General features: G+C 41.0%; 16 protein-coding genes and 1 pseudogene. 7 read left to right on the top strand and 10 right to left on the bottom strand.

The window, feature by feature from the left end:
• Positions 1-423 precede the first annotated feature (423 nt).
• The gene (gene crtR / locus AC5JMK_RS15135) at positions 424-1320 is read left to right on the top strand and encodes a beta-carotene hydroxylase (protein WP_096675766.1); all 897 of its coding nucleotides are present in this window, start codon (positions 424-426) and stop codon (positions 1318-1320) included.
• A gap of 646 nt (positions 1321-1966) precedes the next feature.
• Here the strand turns inward: crtR and AC5JMK_RS15130 are convergent.
• On the bottom strand, positions 1967-3238 hold the full coding sequence (locus AC5JMK_RS15130) for a serine/threonine-protein kinase (RefSeq protein ID WP_096675765.1): 1272 nt from the start codon (positions 3236-3238) through the stop codon (positions 1967-1969).
• 243 nt (positions 3239-3481) lie between these two features.
• Here AC5JMK_RS15130 and AC5JMK_RS15125 point away from each other — a divergent pair, with 243 nt between their 5' ends.
• Entirely contained in the window at positions 3482-4561 is a 1080-nt protein-coding gene (locus tag AC5JMK_RS15125) for a PstS family phosphate ABC transporter substrate-binding protein (RefSeq protein WP_096675764.1), read from the top strand.
• On the opposite strand, the gene aroH is transcribed toward AC5JMK_RS15125, so the two are convergent.
• The 3 genes from aroH to AC5JMK_RS15110 form a co-directional block, all read right to left on the bottom strand.
• Entirely contained in the window at positions 4544-4933 is a 390-nt protein-coding gene (gene aroH / locus AC5JMK_RS15120) for a chorismate mutase (RefSeq protein ID WP_495910471.1), read from the bottom strand. The genes AC5JMK_RS15125 and aroH overlap by 18 nt on opposite strands.
• A gap of 157 nt (positions 4934-5090) precedes the next feature.
• Positions 5091-5900: a signal peptide peptidase SppA gene (gene sppA, locus AC5JMK_RS15115; protein WP_096675762.1), complete on the bottom strand. Its 810-nt coding sequence runs from the start codon at positions 5898-5900 to the stop codon at positions 5091-5093.
• A gap of 446 nt (positions 5901-6346) precedes the next feature.
• Entirely contained in the window at positions 6347-6634 is a 288-nt protein-coding gene (locus AC5JMK_RS15110) for a hypothetical protein (protein ID WP_096675761.1), read from the bottom strand.
• A 502-nt stretch (positions 6635-7136) separates the two neighbouring features.
• Here AC5JMK_RS15110 and AC5JMK_RS15105 point away from each other — a divergent pair.
• From AC5JMK_RS15105 to plsY, 4 genes are all read left to right on the top strand, one after another.
• Positions 7137-7934 (top strand): MlaE family lipid ABC transporter permease subunit, encoded by a 798-nt coding sequence (locus tag AC5JMK_RS15105; protein ID WP_495910470.1) that lies wholly within the window; start codon positions 7137-7139, stop codon positions 7932-7934.
• Between the two features lie 50 nt (positions 7935-7984).
• A complete protein-coding gene (locus tag AC5JMK_RS15100; protein WP_096675759.1) occupies positions 7985-8401 on the top strand; it encodes a DUF3119 family protein in 417 nt (138 codons plus the stop codon).
• A 131-nt stretch (positions 8402-8532) separates the two neighbouring features.
• The gene (locus AC5JMK_RS15095) at positions 8533-9783 is read left to right on the top strand and encodes a DUF3086 domain-containing protein (RefSeq protein ID WP_096675758.1); all 1251 of its coding nucleotides are present in this window, start codon (positions 8533-8535) and stop codon (positions 9781-9783) included.
• A gap of 108 nt (positions 9784-9891) precedes the next feature.
• Positions 9892-10569: a glycerol-3-phosphate 1-O-acyltransferase PlsY gene (plsY, locus tag AC5JMK_RS15090; RefSeq protein ID WP_495910469.1), complete on the top strand. Its 678-nt coding sequence runs from the start codon at positions 9892-9894 to the stop codon at positions 10567-10569.
• A gap of 45 nt (positions 10570-10614) precedes the next feature.
• Here the strand turns inward: plsY and AC5JMK_RS15085 are convergent, their stop codons facing one another.
• The 5 genes and pseudogenes from AC5JMK_RS15085 to AC5JMK_RS15065 all read right to left on the bottom strand — a co-directional run bounded on the left by AC5JMK_RS15085 (position 10615) and on the right by AC5JMK_RS15065 (position 13002).
• Positions 10615-11328 carry an SDR family oxidoreductase gene (locus tag AC5JMK_RS15085; RefSeq protein ID WP_495910468.1) on the bottom strand — a complete coding sequence of 238 codons (714 nt, stop codon included), beginning with the start codon at positions 11326-11328 and terminating at the stop codon, positions 10615-10617.
• 299 nt (positions 11329-11627) lie between these two features.
• On the bottom strand, positions 11628-12026 hold the full coding sequence (locus AC5JMK_RS15080) for a type II toxin-antitoxin system VapC family toxin (protein WP_495910467.1): 399 nt from the start codon (positions 12024-12026) through the stop codon (positions 11628-11630).
• Between the two features lie 6 nt (positions 12027-12032).
• Positions 12033-12269, bottom strand: a complete 237-nt coding sequence (locus AC5JMK_RS15075) for a hypothetical protein (RefSeq protein WP_096675752.1) — start codon at positions 12267-12269, stop codon at positions 12033-12035.
• 60 nt (positions 12270-12329) lie between these two features.
• A pseudogene (locus AC5JMK_RS15070) lies at positions 12330-12701 on the bottom strand (DUF4351 domain-containing protein); the annotation flags it as partial.
• Positions 12700-13002 carry a hypothetical protein gene (locus AC5JMK_RS15065; protein WP_495910466.1) on the bottom strand — a complete coding sequence of 101 codons (303 nt, stop codon included), beginning with the start codon at positions 13000-13002 and terminating at the stop codon, positions 12700-12702. The gene AC5JMK_RS15065 and the pseudogene AC5JMK_RS15070, both read right to left, overlap by 2 nt.
• A gap of 162 nt (positions 13003-13164) precedes the next feature.
• On the opposite strand from AC5JMK_RS15065, the gene bchD reads away from it, so the two are divergent.
• Entirely contained in the window at positions 13165-15198 is a 2034-nt protein-coding gene (bchD, locus tag AC5JMK_RS15060; protein WP_495910465.1) for a magnesium chelatase ATPase subunit D, read from the top strand.
• Positions 15199-15230: 32 nt separating this feature from the next.
• On the opposite strand, the gene AC5JMK_RS15055 is transcribed toward bchD, so the two are convergent.
• Positions 15231-15983, bottom strand: a complete 753-nt coding sequence (locus AC5JMK_RS15055; RefSeq protein ID WP_495910464.1) for a Rossmann-like domain-containing protein — start codon at positions 15981-15983, stop codon at positions 15231-15233.
• Positions 15984-16204 lie beyond the last annotated feature (221 nt).

Raw genomic sequence — 16204 nt, 5'->3', positions numbered from 1 at the left:
GGGTTTATGAGGTGTATGGGTGTAGGAAAATTAAAACCCTTACCATCACATCCTTACACCCTTACACCCTAAATTCAGTTATCAGTTGTCAGTTGTTCAGTTTTCAGGTTGATAAATGTTCACTGATGACTGTTTACTGTTTACTGTTGGCTGATTTAATGGCGGTAACTTATAGGAGGTTAAAGATCAAAGCTAAAAGCTTCGACTCGAATCATACCGTTATTTTGCCCATGATATGCGAAGATTATCGATAAATCTTGCTACACAAAACTTTAAAACTTTATTATTTTTCAGAGCGGATTGAGTGCTATCACTTTTCCTCTAGGGAAAACTGAAAGGAAATGTTTTTTACTTGACCCTTTTAGCTTTACTCTTACCCCTTAGTTAACAACTATCAAAATTTGATTAATGAAGGAGTTCACGATGCTGACGTCGGAGGTACAGAAGCCACTGACAGTCCCCCCCAAAGAATTGTTAGCGCCTCCTGGTGGCTTCAATCCGACGCTGCTAATGTTTTTTGCAGCTGTAGCGATCGTTGTGTTATCTTGCCTTGGTTACTGGGTTTGGCACTGGCCGCACTGGGTATCATTTGTAATGAATATCCTTGCCTTACATATTTCCGGTACGGTAATTCACGATGCCTGTCACCAATCTGCTCATCGCAATAAGATTATTAATGCGATGTTAGGGCATGGTAGCGCTTTGATGCTAGTTTTTGCTTTTCCGGTGTTTACACGGGTACATTTGCAGCATCATGCTCATGTCAACGATCCAAAAAACGATCCAGATCATTTTGTCTCTACAGGTGGTCCACTGTGGTTAATCGCAGTGCGTTTTTTCTATCACGAAATATTTTTCTTTAAAAGACGTCTCTGGCGGAAGTATGAACTTCTAGAATGGTTTCTCAGTCGCTTATTTGTGGTGACAATTGTCTTTACCGCAGTCCATTATCATTTTTTGGGTTACATTCTCAATTTTTGGTTTGTACCTTCTGGTATCGTAGGGCTAGCTTTGGGATTGTTTTTTGATTATTTGCCCCATCGTCCTTTTGCGGAACGCGATCGCTGGAAAAATGCTCGTGTTTACGCTAACCCAATTCTCAACATTCTGATTCTCGGACAGAATTACCACTTAATTCATCATTTGTGGCCTTCTATCCCTTGGTACAATTATCAGCCCACATACCATCTTATGAAACCTCTGTTAGATCAAAAAGGTTGTCATCTATCTTTAGGATTACTCCAGAAAAAAGATTTTTTTGATTTCCTTTACGACATTGTTTTAGGAATCCGTTTTCATCGAAAAAAAGCAGTGGAGTAAAATCGTTTACATTTTCTAGGGGCGTAGTGTGTGAACAAATAACTTTTTGTACAAATTCTTCGTCCGTACAGTAGTTAATAGTTAGGATATCCAGAACCCGGACTTCTTGAAGAAGTCCGGGTTCTTGCAATAAAGTTCGTTTAAGGATTTTTTGTCATAATTTTGGCATTGTAGGTCTATACAAGGTTTAAATTTCAATCTATAAATTAATATAAATAAAGATACATTAATTAAAATTTGATATTTAACTAATTTTTCCTTGTTCGTCAATATAAGGAAAATTCCTGTTAAAATACAAGCTTTGAGTGTTATTTAAATAGGTTAAGTATGGATATAAAGCTTAAAATCCGACAGCCATACTAGGCGATAACATTACACTGTAGATAGTAGATCTGCGTAAAATCTCAATGCTATTTCCTAGTAATTACAAATTCTATGCAATAGCTATTCGTGAGGAATAGTACGCAAAACACTAGCTAAAGTCAGCACTGGTGATCAAGATGAAAATGTGGATGTGGAGTACTATTGGACTGCTAATTACTAACTTTGTTGTTGTTGGAATTGTAGCGTTTTTAATTTATAGAGATAGTGTCCAACCGAACCAGAATCGGTCACTTGGCGAACATAGGTTAGTAATAAGCGAAACTTAAGGGGAGACATTTTTGTGCAATTGCAAGTCTTGCATTTTAGGAGCAGGAGTAACTATCTGCACAGACCAATAACTGACAATCATTAAAATTAAACCAGAGATCGTACCTAGCACTAGCCCAATCAACAAAGCTGGTCTTTTGATAAAAATTGTCATAGTGGAATTTCTTGCATGACTATCGTTATCAAAAGCTTGGTTATTACTCTCTCCAGATGGGACATTTTGCAGTTCCAATTTTTCATGATCTTGGGTTGATTTGTAGATATTGGTTGGTGAAAGTAATGTCTCTGGAACTGTGAATTTGCTTGTTTGGTCGTTAAACTGTGGTACTAAGGTTTTGTGATCTCCAGAAATTAGATAAGTATCTTCTTTTGGTGGTAGGGTTTGAGGTGAAAAATTGAATAGTAATGTAGAATTTGCTGCTTGTGTGGATGTGTAAATACTAGCCAAAGGTAGCAATGCTGATAGTACTTCTTGTGCTGATTGATATCGGTCTTTAAAATGATAATGCACCATTTTATTGAGTACTAAGGCTAACTCAATACTTACTGAGGCTAGGTTTTGCCAAATTATTTCACCTGTATGATGATCTTCTGGTAGATGTGTCGGATGAACTCCCGTTAGTGCTTGGATACCTATCATACCTAGAGCATAAATATCACTATTAGGACGGGGTTTACCTCTTTCTTGTTCATGAGGCATGTATCCGGGTGTACCGATCGCAATGGTAGTATTTTGATCGTGGGTAATAAAATCTTTGACCAATTGATTCCAGATGGGTTTGACAGCACCAAAATCAATCAAGATTAAGCGATCATCTCGCTTACGTCTGAGAATGTTGCTTGGCTTAACGTCGCGATGAATCAACCCGTGAGTATGAATAAAATTCAGGATTTCTAAAACTTCTACCAGTAATTGAAAGACTTCCGTTTCTGACCAACGCTTACCAACAGGAAGTTCTACACTGAGGGGATGTCCATCAATGAATTCCTGTACCAAGTAAAACTCAAGGTTATCTTCAAAATGAGTCAGAAGACTGGGAACTAGGTCATAATTGTCCAGCTTTTTCAGGGCTTCTGTTTCTCGAATAAATAAACGCCTACGTATTTCTATTGGTATAGGACATTTGTTACTTGGTAAAAAATGCTTGACTACACAGATATGAGGGTCACGAGAGTAAATGTCCTGGGCTATGTATGTTTGACAAAATATACCTTGACTTAAAACTTGAACAATCTGGTATCGCTCTCCTAGTAACTGACTTAACATTATAGTGGTGTGTTTTACGGCTATATTAAGTAAGTTTACTTAACAAAATTTACTTATAATTTACTTATAAATTTAATATACAGTTTCTACTAAAATATATATACCTATAACCACCAAAAGTAATATTTCAATCTTATCAAGAGTTATTAAGAGTGCATTAAAAAATAGTAAGAAATTCGGAATTTTAAATTTTTTATTTTAAATTCCGAATTGGTATAATCCAGTAAACGCCAGTAAAAAAAGATGACTAATGAACGCAGAAGAGGCGTACCACTGAGCAGAGACGCTGTACAAATAGTCAGAGGCCTAGTTGTCGGCGAACTGATCACAATCATAATTATTGGTGGACTGTGGTTATGGCTCAGACCGCGCTTGCAAATTGATAACGGTACTTTTTCCAGACCTATTAGTCAAGGTACAAGTACTACCTCTGGTCGTAGTGATTCAAATTTCCAGACGATTACTAATGTTCCCATTGGCTCATTTAAACACGGTGGAAGTACAGCTTGGGCATCAATTAGACCATTAGTAGATGCTCAAATCCACAATGTTCGCCCAGAACTACAGCTACGTTATGTAGATCCCACTAGTAGTAGTCCGGGTTCTGGATCGGGAATTGAGATGTTACTTGACGGGGAATTGGATTTTGTGGAATCTTCTCGTCCCCCCAGCACAGCAGAACAGGAAATCGCTAGTCAACGAGGTTTCAAACTTGCATCACGTCAGGTTGCTGTTGATGGTATTGCGATCGCAGTTAACCCATCGCTGCAAATTTCAGGTTTAACTGTCGAACAATTACAGCAGATTTATTTAGGAAAAATCACTAATTGGAAACAACTAGGCGGGCCAGATCTAGCAATTACTCCCTTCTCTCAACGCCCAGAAAGTGCAGATACAGCCATCTTTGATGACAAACAAATTTTAAACCCACAAACTTTTGGTTCTAACATCCAGTTTGTTTATTCTCCAACAGAAGCAGTGCGCCGAGTGAATCAGACTCCTGGTGGTATTTATTACGCTGCTGCTCGCACAATAGTACCTCAATGTACAGTTAAACTTTTAGCTGTGGGTTTGGATTCGACAAAATTAGTTTCACCCTACATTGAACCTCCAGTATCAAAAAATCAGTGTCCCCAAAAACGCAATCAAGTTAATACACAGGCTATCAATGACGGTAGTTATCCAATAATTACTAAGTTATATGTGATTACCAAGCAAAACAACAGTCAACAGCAGCAAGCAGGAGAAGCTTATACAAATCTTTTGTTGACTGATCAAGGACAACAGCTAATAGAGGAGGCTGGTTTAGTCCCGATGCGCTAACGGTAAACACCAATCAGGACGCAATTTTTGAGCCTGACGTAAATAGATATGAGACACTGGAGCAGATACAGGCAAATAGACATGAACTAAAAAGCGAATGCAATATTCTAAGCTGCGTTCAACATACATTTGTTGTACATCTAGCATAGCGACAGTATCCCAGTGGGGGCGTTGGCGTGCGATCGCAGCCGGAAAAGTTGCATCCAAATCTTGTGTGACTGTAAAAGTAATGCTAATAATATCCGACGGATGCAGTTGATTACGCTTTTCCAGTTCATCTAATAGTTCCATTACTGATTCTCGCATTGCCTCAACCGTATTTCCTGAAACGGTTGTTGCGCCGCGAATTGCACGCATTCGCCACTCCACCATTTATCCTCCTTAAATTAGTCATTAGTCATTTGTTATTTGTCATTAGTCATTGGTGATTTGAGAAAAAGTGATTAAACAACAGATCATTGCTGATTGGTTAAAAGTCATTACAATTAACCAATCACAAAGGACAAATGACCAATGACAATTGACGTTTTTATGGTCTATACAACCACAAAGGTAGACCACTTGTAGACACTTCAAATTCTAGCCAGCTAATTCCAGACGCAGCCTGGCGGTTCCCTGGTAGTAAGCGACTCAACAAAGGTTTGCGTTCTTCTAGGGTAAAGACGGGTGTTTTTTCTGGATCAAGATCAACTAGTTCTGCTGCCCAGCGACGGGCATCTTCTTCTGTGCCTAACCTGTCTACAATACCCAATTCTACGGCTTGCTGACCAGTAAAAATCCGGCCGTCAGCAAAAGTTCTCACAGTTTCTACGGCTAAATTTCTTCCTTCGGCGACTGTTTGCACAAACTGTTGATAACTAGTATCAATCAATTCTTGCAAAATATTCTGTTCTGGTTCAGTCAGTTCTCGGTCAAATGCCAAAATGTCTTTGTAAGGACCGGACTTAATGACCTTGAAGGACACACCGACTTTTTCGAGCAAGCGTTCTAAGTTGTTGCCGCGTAAAATGACACCAATACTACCCGTAATTGTCCCTGGGTTAGCCATGATGTGTTCAGCGCCCATCCCAATGTAGACGCCACCAGATGCGGAGATGTTACCAAAACTAGCTACGATTTTTACTTTTTCACGTAAGCGTTTGAGGGCGCTATAAATTTCTTGCGAATCACCTACCGTACCCCCAGGGCTATCAATACGTAGCAGTAAAGCTGGGAATTTCTTCTCTTCTACGGTTTCTAGGGCTTCTAGTACCCGTTTACGAGTATTGCTAGCGATCGCACCAGTAATTTCAATTCGAGCTATTTGTTTACGAAATCTAGGCTTAAAAGGCCAAACCATGTGCAGTCAAAAATACTTCTAAATGTCAATAGGATGCAAAAGTGCTAATCCGAATTTTAATGGAATTTTTATCTTTTGCGTATTTATTCTTGAAAATAGGCTGCTTGTTTTGCTTTAATCTATAAAAGTTTTGCTTTAATTGTTGACTATTTAGTTTACGCCACAAAAAAGATTATTATAGGATAGTTTTTCTTTATGAAGTTTATTTTTATAAATAAAACTTAAAACTTAACGATACAAGCTTATTGTTATTTTTGCTTATTTCTGCTTAATATACTTTACACTGAAGGGGCAAAAGTAGGGGAAGGCATCTAGGGAAATGCCTCTGGCATAGAGAAAAACGCTAAGATTCTACGCCCACATACAGCATAGCTATCTTCTTTTACTGAGTGCATCTTGACGTCTAATATAAAATCGGCTGGAATAACGCTGCTGTGCTACAAAGGTTAGCGTAAAATTTGACATCTGTAATAAGCATAAGTGTCAAACAATCCCCCAACAAAACTACAGGTCAAACTAATAGTAAATAACCCTTCGATAGCATTGCCACTACCAAAAATCGCGAGAAACTGCATAATTGGGTTAGCGATCGCTTCGTTTACAGCTTGCAAGATAGGGATATGACCCATTAGTGACACAGTTAATAGTATGCTGCCGACAAGGAACAGAGGTGCGACAAAACTAAAGATGATCGTCAGCAGTAGCGAGCGAAGAAAGTTAATCCAAATCGTCATGAAGACTGGCTCCCTGAATTAAAAAGGCAATAGCCGTTTATCTGAGTAGTCACTTTCTACAATAAGTGCGATCGCCATACAATGGACGAGAGTTCAAAAATCTTAAGTTTTCATTAAAATACCTACACACAAATTTTCAGATGTGCTTTTAACCCGAACAAGGCATCCAATCTAGATAATCTCAAAAAATCTAGCCTAACAGGACTCTTTATAAGCATACTTAGAGACAAACTCCTACTGATTTAAATGTTAATTTCTGAGATGAGATTTAAAGTTAGTTAACCAAGAGTGGCGAGGTAGGGGACAAGGAAGACAAATCAATTCAAAATACCCTACGGGAAAGCTTGCGCCTACAAAATACCTGCGGTAGGCGCGTAAGCGACTTCTGTAAGTAGCCGCTTACGCGTCTACAAAATTAATAATTTTTCCCCGATCCCTAATCCCCTATCCCCATTGACTAAATTGCTATTCTTATTGCAGTTACTGAGTTAGCTGGTGAACATTGAGCGAGACTACATCTAGATCTAGTTTGGGAAAATGGAGTCAGCGATTGCTGACGGCGGTTTTCTTATGTGGACAAGTTATAGTCCATTTGCTTAGAGGCAAAATCCATCGTCGAAATACTGTAGAACAATTGGCTGTAGTAGGGCCAGATTCGCTATTTATTGCCTTATTAACGGCTGTTTTTGTAGGTGCAGTATTTACTATTCAGGTAGCGCGGGAGTTTATCAACTTTGGTGCAGGAAACCTGGTTGGTGGAGTATTAGCAGTGGCGTTAACACGAGAACTATCGCCCGTCCTAACAGCTGTAGTTATAGCAGGACGTGTTGGTTCGGCGTTTGCAGCCGAGATTGGGACAATGCGGGTAACTGAACAAATAGATGCTTTATTAATGCTCAAAACTGATCCAATTGATTATCTAGTTATTCCCCGTTTACTTGCTTGCTTATTGATGATGCCAATATTAACCTTGCTGTCGTTGGTAACGGGAATGCTGGGAGGCTTGATCATTGCGACAAATGTTTACAACCTGTCTGACACGCAGTTTCTGGACTCAGCCCGTAATTTTCTGGACACTTGGGATATTGTCAGCGCCATGATCAAGGCGTGTTGCTTTGGAGTGTTGATAGCTATTATTGGTTGCAACTGGGGTTTGACCACAACGGGAGGAGCCAAAGGTGTGGGACAATCAACGACAACTGCTGTCGTTACTGCCTTGTTGGTCATATTTGCTAGTAATTTCTTTCTTTCTTGGTTAATGTTTCAAGGAACTGGTAGCGCATTAACGCAGGGATTTTAGTCAATGGTCAAACACGGTTCGACTAACCACTAACTCCTAAAATAGGAATAATGTCTACTAACAAAACAGGATTTGAGACTGTGACTACAACAAGCACACCATTATCAACTTCAACTGTGGAACTTAAGCCTAGTTACAACATCCCTGTAGTGTTAGTGATGGCGGCTATTCCACTGCTGTTGGTGCAACCTTGGATAGGAGGTGCGATCGCACTATTTGGATTATTTCTCATGTTTCAGACAGTAACATTGCGCCTACAATTTACTGCTACTGACTTAGATGTATATAGAGGAGAAAAATTAATTAGGCGCTTTCCTTACCAAGAATGGCAAAATTGGCGGATATTCTGGGATCGTGTTCCCATCCTGTTTTACTTTAAAGAAGTTAAAAGCATTCATTTTCTACCAATTTTATTTGATCCCAAAACTCTAAAAACTTGTTTGGCACAACGCTGTCCACGTATCTAGGAAATCAGTGATTAGTGATCAGTGATCAGTGATCAATTAGTAGCTGATAACTGATAACTGATCACTGTTAACTGATTTGTATATTTGCTAAAAGTTCTTTAAATTGCGTCGTAGGAATTACACTAATTTTTATGTATCCAGAGGAATATCAAAATCAACAACCCACAGATGAATCTTTGCAATCCATAGACGAAAAAAGCCCCATACTTACAAATGGAGAAAATGAAAACTTAGCTGTTGAAGCAGTCTCAGAAGCAACAATGCAAAACTCCACAGAGGATACAGAACAAAATCAAAACCATTTAACAGCAAACTCACAAGCAAATAACTCTAATGATGAGTTTGCAGTGCAGCGACAAGAAAAAATCACCACTTTCGGATCAGAAAATCAACCAGAAATTCAAGCCAAACAGCAACAACTGGCTGAATTACAAGAACAAAAACAAGCCTTAAAAGCAGAAATTGCTAACTTACAAGCTTCATATAAAACCCTGCAAGCGCAAATGAATCAAACGCAAATTGCAATGGGGAATTTTGTACAAGAGACGCTTTTTGGTTTAGAACAACGTAAAAATGCGCTGCAAATTTCTGTAGAACAACTAGAACGGCGTCAAGAACGCATCCGCAACGAGATGCGAACCACCTTTGCAGGTGCTTCTCAAGAATTAGCAATCCGGGTACAGGGTTTTAAAGACTATCTTGCTGGTAGCTTACAGGATTTAGCAATAGCCGCAGAACAATTACAATTGGTTCCTGCATCAAAGCCAGAACCAGAAAAAGTTTTGATCAAAGAAGTTAGAGCGGCTGAAACTGAACTAGGAACACCACAATTTACCCAACAGCAATTTCAAGATACCAACAAGCAAATTCGTCGCCTCATCGACCAATACCGCACCAAACCAGATTACTATGGTCCAGCATGGCAGTTGCGTCGTACTTTTGAACCAGTCCACGCCGAAAGAGTTTCTAGCTGGTTTTTCAATCAAGGTGGACGGGGTGCTTTACGGACAATGGGTAGCAGGTTGCAAAATATACTGGTAGCCTCCGCAGTGATTTCGATATTGCACAAACTTTATGGCGATCGCATCCGTAGTTTAGTTTTAGCTAATACACCGGAACGCTTGGGTGAATGGCGACGCGGTTTACAAGATTGCTTAGGAATTGGTCGTCCAGATTTTGGCCCGGATCGGGGTGTTGTATTATTTGAATCTCCAGAAGCAGTCGCACAAAAAGCCGAACGCTTAGAAAAATCCAAACAACTGCCTTTAATTATTATTGATGATTCTGAAGAAGTAATTAGCTTGGCACTGTTGCAATTTCCCTTGTGGTTAGCCTTCGCCCCTGACCCCAAAATGATGAGAAGTTACGAAGATGATTTTTAATTAGTCATTTGTCAATGGTCATTAGACATCTGCTGAAAAAGAATGTAGAGACGCAAAAACTCGCGTCTCTACTATCAACAATCAATCAAAAACCAATAATTCAAAATTATGTCTACTTGGTTAAGTTTGTGTGGGGCAATTTTATTTGTAGCTTATGTGTTGGGTTCTCTCCCCACTGGCTACACACTAGTGAAGGTATTAAAAGGTATTGATATTCGCGAAGTTGGTTCTGGTTCTACTGGCGCAACGAATGTGTTAAGAACATTGGGTAAAGGGCCTGGAGCATTTGTGTTGTTAATTGATTGCCTTAAGGGAGTTTTAGCCATCTTTCTTGTTTACTGGTTATTCCATTTTGCTCAAACTCAAAATATCATTCCCTTAACAGTCAATCCTGAAATCTGGGAAGCATGGATGGTGACTTTAGCTGGATTTTCAGTAGTACTTGGACACAGCAAATCTATTTTTTTGGGATTTACTGGCGGTAAATCTGTTGCTACCAGTTTAGGAGTTTTGCTGGCGATGAATTGGCAAGTTGCTTTAGCAACAGCAGGAGTATTTGCCGTTGTTGTGGCAATATCAAGGATTGTGTCTTTAAGTTCAATTTCGGGTGCGATCGCAGTTTCCATTTTCATGACACTTCTGCATCAACCCTTACCCTATATTTTGTTTGGTGTTGCTGCTGGTTTATACGTAATTTTGCGCCATCGTAGTAATATTGAGCGCATCATCGCAGGTACTGAACCAAAGCTAGGACAAAAATTACAAACAGAAACATCTGAAGCTTGAAGAAGACGCGGGGAAACTTTGTTTTTCTGTTCCCCGTTCCCTTTTTTACCAAGCCAGAGGCTTACCATCGCGGAAAAATCCACCTGTAGGCCCATCATCGGGTAACATTGCTGCCCACACAACCCCTGCTGCACCATCTTCAACTGGTCGTCCTCCTGCGCCACCCATCTCAGTCGCAACCCAACCTGGACAAACTGAGTTAACTAAAATACCAGTTCCTCTTAATTCTTCAGCTAGCATTCGAGTCAGTGCATTAAGTGCTACTTTCGATACACTATACGCTGGTGTACCACCACTCATGCTAGTCAACGATCCGGCTCCACTGGAAACATTAACGATTCGTCCATGTTTGCTTTGACGCAACAAGGGAATAAACGCCTGACACATGCGCCAAGGGCCAAAGGTGTTCGTTTCTAGTGCTTCGTATACTGTGTCAAAATTAGCATTGATTGCTTGCTGCCAAGTGTCGTAAAGAATACCAGCATTATTAATCAGGATATCTAATCGCCCAAATTCTTCTTTGACTTGAGTTACTAAGCGATCGATACTTTCTTGATTAGTCACATCCAGCCAACGCGGTAAAACCTCAAGTCCTTCTTTTGCTAATGTTTCTGCTGCGGCTTTTCCCTTTTCTAGGTCACGCGCCCCTAAAATTACAGTAATGTTTTGACGAGCAAGTTGACGTGCAACTTCCAGTCCGATACCTCGATTTGCACCAGTGGCGATCGCTATACTTGGTATTTGCTTTTCTGAGTTCATTTGCGCTCCAAGGATTTAGCAAACTAACTAACCTGTGACAAACCAGGATAACTTGTATCAATTGATGCTGTTCATTTTCATGGAATATTTTAACTCAATTAACCAGTATTGCTATTTCCACCAGTAACTTTGTGATTACCAGCCCTGCCAAAGTCTTGGAGTATAAGGGCGTAACTAAGCAATAGCAGATAAATTTGGTAGCTTCACTAAAATATTTTTGCTGTCCCCGCTTCAAGATTCTCATAGAGACGCATTGCGATCGCACTAACGATGTATTTACGTTATTTCCATCGACTTACTTACCAAGCAATTGTTACCAATCCTGAAGCGGTAATATTTTGGTCGCAGGTTAACAAGACAACTGTCTCCCCTTGATTTGCTAAAAAAATAGCAGTTGCAACAATTTGTCGATCATGCATTTCTGCGATCGCAGATAAACCAATAGTTTGTTGAATAACGTTTATGTCTAGTGGATGTACCATGACACGACTGTCTGCATTTACTGCTGAAAGCAAAGCAGTTGCAGAAGAAATCGATGTTCGTCCACGTTCTACAATCCAAACAGCCTCAGCTAAAGCTGTAGCAGGTATGACTAATTGGCTCTCAGGGTTTGAAAGAATAGTTTTCGCATTACTTCCCAAGCGGAGATTACCTTCTAGGAACCAAATGAAAGCATGGGTATCGATAACATATTTCACTTTTACCTAAGACCAGTCCAATCCGTCATCAAAATCACCATGAAATTCTGCTATTTTGAAATCTTCTTCGGTTGAGTGTTGATTTGAAGTAGCCAACATACCAAAGTACATCATTTGTGGAGTGAACTTAACTGGCTTTGCTTCTAAAAAAGTAACAATGACGCGGCTTTCTACCACGTCAGATGGAATTTCAGACAACTCAATCGTACCGTATTTGTAAACTCCTTCAACTGACTTCAACATTACCACTAACCTCGTTGGTTGGAATATAGTATAACCCTTAATTTGCCGTACTTAAACTCGCTACTCGCTTTGATTTGCTTGCAACCAATCCAGCAAATCTGAGCTAGCAGTGAAATCTAACAAAGCTTCACCAAGTGCTTCTAACTGAGAAAGAGTTAGAGATTGAATACGCTCTTGTACTTCTGGTGATAATTCTCCCACCCGTCTTTGTAATAGTCGTAGAATCAGAGCCTGTGTCTGTTCCTGTTTACCTTCTTGCTTACCGCGCTCGTAGCCAATGCGCTCACCTGTAGTAACGTATCTCATAGTACGCTCCTGCTCAAATTGTTTGAACTGTTCCCAAAACTGTGTTTCCAACGCCTTTGGCAATATCATAACCCAATCAATAAACCGATACAGGTTGCGGATATCTTGCTCTTGCAAACCTAAATCATTTTGTAAACTGTATCAGAAAGCCTGTCATTGCATTGCCATCTGCCTTCCCTGTAGCAGCTTCCGCTTTCCTTGCAGCAACATCCGCTTTCACGTTTGCGTGTTTCGCGCAGCCTGTAGCAACTTCCGCTTTCCTTGCAGTAACATCCGCTTTCACGTTTGCGTGTTTCGCGCAGCCTGTAGCAACTTCTGCTTTCCTTGCAGTAACATCCGCTTTCACGTTTGCGTGTTTCGCGCAGCCTGTGGCAACTTCTGCCTTGACATTACTATATGTTAGGGAAATAAACTTAAGTGAATCCATAATTATCTTGCTGTTACTTGTGATTCGCACTAACAATGCATCTATACAAGCTGCTGCAACTCTGGTGAAATGCGTTACCAGTGTTTGAGGCTAATCTCGTCTTTTTCCAAAGATGTCCCAGATTTGGTAAGCTAAAAACCTAGACAAGCTATTATAAAAACCATGCCTGCGCCTACTATAACTGCTACAACTACAAGCTTTCCCTTGGCTGCTGTCGTCGGTCAAGAAGCAATCAAACTAGCCTTACTTTTAGCAGCAGTTGATCCGGGGTTGGGGGGAGTAGCGATCGCAGGTCGTCGTGGTACGGCAAAATCTGTAATGGCGCGGGCGATTCACGCTCTACTACCACCGATTGAAGTTGTCAAAGGTTCACTCAGCAACTGCGACCCCAACCACCCAGAAGAATGGGATGATAAATTGTATGGAGACGTTACATGTAACGTCTCTACAGAAAATGTGCCAACCGAGGTTATTCCTGCACCCTTCATCCAAATTCCTCTAGGAGTAACAGAAGACCGACTCATCGGTTCTGTAGATGTAGAACAGTCGGTGAAACAAGGACAAACTATTTTTCAACCAGGATTACTCGCAGCTGCAAACCGGGGCGTTCTCTACGTCGATGAAATCAATTTATTAGATGACCAAATTAGCAACCAACTTTTATCAGTATTATCTGAGGGGCGTAACCAAATTGAGCGGGAAGGTATAAGTTTTCAGCATCCTTGTAAACCCCTATTTATCGCGACGTATAACCCAGAAGAAGGTGCTTTGCGGGAGCATTTACTCGATAGAATCGCTATTGTGCTTTCTGCGGATGGTGTTTTAGGTTTAGACCAAAGAGTGCAAGCAGTTGAAGTTGCGATCGCCTACTCTCAATCTCCTCAAGAATTTCTCCAGCAATACAGCGAAGATATCGACGCCCTCAAAACTCAAATTATCTTTGCGCGGGAATGGTTGAAGGATGTCTGCATTACTCATGACCAAATTACCTACTTAGTAGAAGAAGCAATTCGCGGTGGTGTCCAAGGACATCGGGCTGAGTTATTTGCTGTGCGGGTGGCGAAAGCTTCGGCGGCGTTGGATGGACGTACTCAAGTCAACGCTGATGATTTGCGTCGGGCGGTGGAATTAGTCATCGTACCACGAGCAACTCAAATTCAGACACCCCCGCCTGACCAACAACAACCCCCACCACCACCTCCTCCTCCCCAAGATCAACAAGAACCTGAAGACGAAGAACAAGAACAGGAGGAAGAGGAAGATAACGAAGAACAACAAGAACCGCCTAATATACCGGAAGAATTTATCTTTGACCCCGAAGGAGTTGTGCTGGATCAAAGTGTGCTTTATTTTGCTCAGATGGCACAGCGACACGGTAAATCTGGCAGTCGTAGTATAATTTTTTCAGAAGACCGAGGACGTTATGTCAAGCCAATGTTGCCCAAGGGTAAAGTCCGGCGAATTGCTGTAGATGCCACCATGCGAGCCGCAGCGCCGTATCAAAAAGCACGACGCGCTCGTCATCAAGGAGATGCACAAAAGCGGGTATTTATCGAACAAGGCGATATTCGCTCGAAGCGGCTAGCACGTAAAGCTGGGGCGTTGGTAGTATTTATTGTCGATGCTTCTGGCTCGATGGCGTTGAATCGGATGCAGTCTGCCAAAGGTGCGGTGATGCAACTGTTGACGGAAGCATACCAAAATCGTGATCAAGTAGCTTTGATTCCCTTCCGAGGAGAACAAGCTGAGGTTTTGTTACCACCGACACGTTCAATAGCTTTAGCACGAAACCGTTTGGAGAGATTACCTTGTGGTGGTGGTTCACCGCTAGCACACGGTTTGACCCAAGCTGTGCGGGTGGGATTGAATGCTCAAATGAGTGGAGATATTGGTCAAGTTGTACTGGTCGCGATCACCGATGGTCGGGGTAATATTCCCCTGTCGCGTTCTTTGGGCGAACCACAAGAACCAGGAGAAAAGCCAGATATCAAAGCCGAACTGTTAGATATTGCTGCGAGAATCCGGGCATTAGGAATGCAATTATTGGTGATTGATACTGAAAGTAAATTTGTTTCCACTGGCTTTGCCAAAGAAATAGCCAAAACAGCAGGAGGTAAGTATTATCATTTGCCTAAAGCTAGTGATAAAGCGATCGCTGCGATGACTAAAGGAGCGATCGCGGATATTAGAAAGTAGTCGCCATGAACTGTGTACAGCAATGATACAATCTAAAACTCCAAAACCCGATACTGTACTCCAGTGTCAAAAATTCTGGTACCTCCCCCTTCGGCTATTGTCTGACGTAATGCTTCTGGATCGGTGACAGCAACACCTGCTAAATAATCAATTCCCATATCTGCTAAATCTGGCAACCAGGGTAAAGTAGGCCCCATCAATACTAATTTTGCATTTTGCGACAACTCTACCAAACGCGGAAATGTCTTATTTACTATAGAAGTTGCTGTCAGAAACACCCAATCTGCTTCGGGTAGAAGATACTCGCAAGCTGTATCGGGTAAATCTTGGGGACTTGGTTGACGTTCGAGTACCGTTAGATCTATTTCTTGTTCATACTCAAATAGTCCCGGATAGCGCCCAATTACGACTACTCGTTTCCCTCTAATTAACGGTAAAAAATGCTCAAAAACAGCCAAGTTTGCCGAACCTTTTGGTGAAAGCGGTTTTGCTTTCAAAACAAGTGGCGAAGATGGGTTAATCACAGCATTAACCGCTGCCATAGCAACAGTAGCTTGGTAGCTATCCCACGATTGTAACCAAGGTGCTAAATCTGCTACAGCTGTATTTACCAAGGTTCCTGACCAGGGTAAGGTGCGCGTTGGCTGACCAGGACTCATACACAGTCCAATTCCATCCGCTCGGCATAATGTCCAGGTTAACCCGATGATAATCTCCCGTACTAATTCATTTGTCTGACTTGATTTTTGCAGCAGATTATAGATTTTCCGTGGGTCTACTCTCATAATTTAGGTTTGATGACTGTGGTTACAATATCAGAATGACCACTAATACCATTTTAGATTTTGGATTGACAATTGCTGTCTGCGCCCGACTTCTATCAATCTATCTGTATCAATCATTTTGGGAATTGGTATAAGCTCCTGTAACCAAAGATAGGATGCTCTTTTTACCCACATTCCGCACTTCAAAATGTAGCGCAAGAGATTACATGGTGATTCCTGAG

This window comes from Pelatocladus sp., from assembly GCF_059505505.1.
Note: the sequence above shows the minus strand (reverse complement) of the source record. Positions and strands in the feature narration are given on the sequence as shown.

Coding starts and splice junctions, on each gene's coding strand:
- crtR (WP_096675766.1), top strand. CDS start 424: ATGCTGACGTCGGAGGTACAGAAGCCACTGACAGTCCCCCCCAAAGAA.
- AC5JMK_RS15130 (WP_096675765.1), bottom strand. CDS start 3,238: ATGTTAAGTCAGTTACTAGGAGAGCGATACCAGATTGTTCAAGTTTTA.
- AC5JMK_RS15125 (WP_096675764.1), top strand. CDS start 3,482: ATGACTAATGAACGCAGAAGAGGCGTACCACTGAGCAGAGACGCTGTA.
- aroH (WP_495910471.1), bottom strand. CDS start 4,933: ATGGTGGAGTGGCGAATGCGTGCAATTCGCGGCGCAACAACCGTTTCA.
- sppA (WP_096675762.1), bottom strand. CDS start 5,900: ATGGTTTGGCCTTTTAAGCCTAGATTTCGTAAACAAATAGCTCGAATT.
- AC5JMK_RS15110 (WP_096675761.1), bottom strand. CDS start 6,634: ATGACGATTTGGATTAACTTTCTTCGCTCGCTACTGCTGACGATCATC.
- AC5JMK_RS15100 (WP_096675759.1), top strand. CDS start 7,985: ATGTCTACTAACAAAACAGGATTTGAGACTGTGACTACAACAAGCACA.
- AC5JMK_RS15095 (WP_096675758.1), top strand. CDS start 8,533: ATGTATCCAGAGGAATATCAAAATCAACAACCCACAGATGAATCTTTG.
- plsY (WP_495910469.1), top strand. CDS start 9,892: ATGTCTACTTGGTTAAGTTTGTGTGGGGCAATTTTATTTGTAGCTTAT.
- AC5JMK_RS15085 (WP_495910468.1), bottom strand. CDS start 11,328: ATGAACTCAGAAAAGCAAATACCAAGTATAGCGATCGCCACTGGTGCA.
- AC5JMK_RS15075 (WP_096675752.1), bottom strand. CDS start 12,269: ATGTTGAAGTCAGTTGAAGGAGTTTACAAATACGGTACGATTGAGTTG.
- AC5JMK_RS15065 (WP_495910466.1), bottom strand. CDS start 13,002: ATGGATTCACTTAAGTTTATTTCCCTAACATATAGTAATGTCAAGGCA.
- bchD (WP_495910465.1), top strand. CDS start 13,165: ATGCCTGCGCCTACTATAACTGCTACAACTACAAGCTTTCCCTTGGCT.
- AC5JMK_RS15055 (WP_495910464.1), bottom strand. CDS start 15,983: ATGAGAGTAGACCCACGGAAAATCTATAATCTGCTGCAAAAATCAAGT.